General features: G+C 74.6%; 2 protein-coding genes. One reads left to right on the top strand and one right to left on the bottom strand.

Annotated elements, in window-relative coordinates:
- Positions 1-624: BTAD domain-containing putative transcriptional regulator (locus ACFQ87_RS45445; protein ID WP_380616918.1), on the bottom strand; the 624-nt coding region annotated here is incomplete at its 3' end.
- 627 nt (positions 625-1,251) lie between these two features.
- Between ACFQ87_RS45445 and ACFQ87_RS45440 the strand changes: the two genes are divergently transcribed.
- Positions 1,252-2,836 (top strand): lantibiotic dehydratase family protein (locus ACFQ87_RS45440; RefSeq protein ID WP_380616917.1); only part of this gene is annotated, 1,585 nt, incomplete at its 3' end.

Here is a 2,836-nt window from a genome sequence, read left to right as displayed (position 1 = left end):
GAACGCTGCCAGAGCATCCGCCTGCCGCCCGCTGCGGCTCAGCGCCCGCATCAGCAGGCCGTGCGGCCGTTCGCGCAGCGGGTGCTCGGTGGTCAGCGCGGTCAGCTCGGGTACGCAGCGCGCGGCCCGGCCGAGCGCCAGGTCGAGCGCTATCCGCTCCTCCAGCAGCGCGAGCCGCAGCTCCCCGAGCCGGTCGCGCTGCCGCTGGGCGTACGGGCCGGGGATTCCGGCCAGGGGTTCGCCCTGCCACAACTCCAGTGCCTCGTTGAGAAGTTCACGTGCCTGCCCGGGACGCCCGGCGGCGGCCTCGGCCTCGGCGCGGGCGGCCAGCCGCTCCGCCTCCTGGGCATCCACCGCATCCGGGGGCAGCACCAGCCGGTAGCCGTCGCCGAGCGAGACCAGCACGGCGGGCGCGCCCTGACCGGGTTCCAGCAGTTTGCGCAGCCGCCAGGCGTACGTGCGGACGGTGGTGGTCGCGGCCTGCGGCGGATCCTCCCCCCAGAGCGCCTCGATCAGGTCGGCGGCCCCCGCCGCTCCGCCCGGGCGCAGCAGCAGGACGGCGAGCATCGCCTGCTGCTGCGGGCTGCCGAGCCGCAGTGCCGTGCCGTCGCGCCGTCCGCGCATCGGCCCCAGTACCGAGAACCTGAGTTCCGCCCATCCCTCGCCCACGCTTGTGCCCCCAGCTCGGCCACGGGTCGCGCGGCCGTCGATCTTCGTTGGTGTCGCACAGATTAGGCAGACGAGCGGCCCGCTGCCGAGTGCCGCCCGGCTTCCGACGTGGTCGCGTTGATCGGGCGTCGATCGGGGGCGTGGCGGCGTTGACCTTCGGTCGATCGAGTGTTGATCGCGCCTGCCTAATGTTTCTGGTGTCGGAGAGGCCGCGGAGCCTACGGAACACCGGTCAGACAGCGCGCCGGCCCTTCTGTCGAAGACTCATTTGATCCCATGAAAGGTGGTTCGCCGCGAACGACATCCTGGAGCTCGACGTCCTGGAGATCAGCGCCCCCGCCCAGGAGGAGACCGAGGCCCGGAACGCGGCCACCAGCGGTTCCCGGCCGTTCTCCTGCAGCTCGACCCGCAACTCGCACTGCTGCGACTGATCCGGCTCCCGGTACGGCGGCCCATCCCCCGGCCGCCGTACCGGGTTTTCCCGACCCTCCTTCCCCCGTTTTCCTCTCCTTCCTTCCCGCATTCCCGATCTGCCCTCCCCGTTCGCTCCCCCCGTCGCTCCCCTTGGTAGGAGACCCCGCCATGTCGGACACGCCGACCTTCGCCTGCGGCGAGGTCGCCCTGCTACGGGCCGCCGTCCGGCCGGCCCGCGCCCTGCCCGGATCCCCCGCCCCGCTCGGATCCGACCTCGACCAGCTGAACGCGGCCCTAGCGGACCCCCTGCTGCGCGAGGCCGTCGCCGTGTCCAGCCCTTCGCTGAGCCGGGTGCTCGACCTGGTCGAGGCCGGTCTGCCGGTGAAGCCCAAGCAGCTGCGCAAGGCGGCCCGCGCGGTCACCCGGTACCGGCTGCGGATGTCCGACCGGGCCACCCCGTTCGGCCTGATGGCCGGGGTCGCCACCGCCCGCTTCGCCGACCGGCCCGCCGTGCGCTGGGGCGGGCGTCCGCGCAAGGCGGCCCGGCCCGACCAGGAGTGGCTGACCGGGCTGGTCGCCGCGTTGGAGCGCGAGCTGCCGGTGCTGCGCGGGCTGCGGGTGATTGCCAACGACCTGTGCCAGGTTCGCGGCGACCGGCTGGTGCTCCCCTACCTCCCGGCGCCCGGCACCGAGCAGCGCACGGCCGGGCGGGAGCTGTCGATCCGTCACACCGCGGCGATCCGCACCGTGCTGGACCACGCCGCCGAGCCGCTGCCGTGGACCGAGCTGCACCGGGTCGTCACCACCGCGCACCCCCAGGTGGACGGCGCGGCGGTGGACTGGCTGCTCGGCGAGCTGGTGCGCACCCAGATCCTGCTGACCGACCTGCTGCCGCCGCTGGAGCAGTCGGACCCGATCGGGCACCTGCTGGCCAGGCTGTCCGCCCTCCCGATCGCGGCTGAACTACGCACCTTACAGGACCAGTTGACGGCGTACGAGCGCACAGCTCCCGGCGATGGCCTGCCCCGGTGGCGGGAGCTGACCGAGCGGATGCGCTGCCTGCACCCGGCCGAGCGACTGGTGCAGGTGGACCTGGGCCTCGACGTCGAGGTGCGGCTGCCGACGGCCGTCCGAACCGAGGTCGAGCGGGCCGCGCACGTGCTGTGGGCGGTCTCGGCGGGCCGCCCGGGACCGGCGCACCTGCGGCAGTACCACGAGGACTTCATGGAGCGGTACGGGCCGGGCCGCGCCGTGCCGCTGCTCGAACTGCTCGACCCCGAGCGCGGCCTCGGCGCGCCCGCGGGCTACCAACTGCCGCGCAGCACCCGCCCGCTGCGGCCCGGCGGGCCCGCCGACCCGCGCGACGAACTGCTGCTCGCGCTCGCCCAGCGAGCCGCCGCGAGCGGTGAGCGCGAGCTGCTGCTCGACGACGGGCTGCTGGCCCGGCTCAGCGGCACCGGCACCACCGCTCCGCCCTCGCTGGACCTGCTGGCCGAGCTGCGGGCCGACTCACCCGAGGCGCTCGCGGACGGCGACTTCACCCTGGTGGTGAGCGGGATCGGCGCCACCGCCGGGGCGATGGCGGGCCGCTTCGCACAGCTACTCGGCGACGCCGGGCGGCCGCTGACCGAGGCGGTGCGCGCCCTGCCCACCGACAACCCGGAGGCCGTCCGCGCCCAGCTCGCCTTCCGTACGCCCCGCGCGCACACCGGCAACGTGGCCCGGGTGCCGCAGGTGCTGCCGTACACCGTCC

Origin of the sequence: Kitasatospora sp. NPDC056531 (assembly GCF_042794375.1) — a bacterium.
GTDB lineage: Bacteria > Actinomycetota > Actinomycetes > Streptomycetales > Streptomycetaceae > Kitasatospora.
The sequence above is the reverse complement of the archived record's forward strand: the minus strand, read 5'-3'. Positions and strand labels throughout refer to the sequence as shown.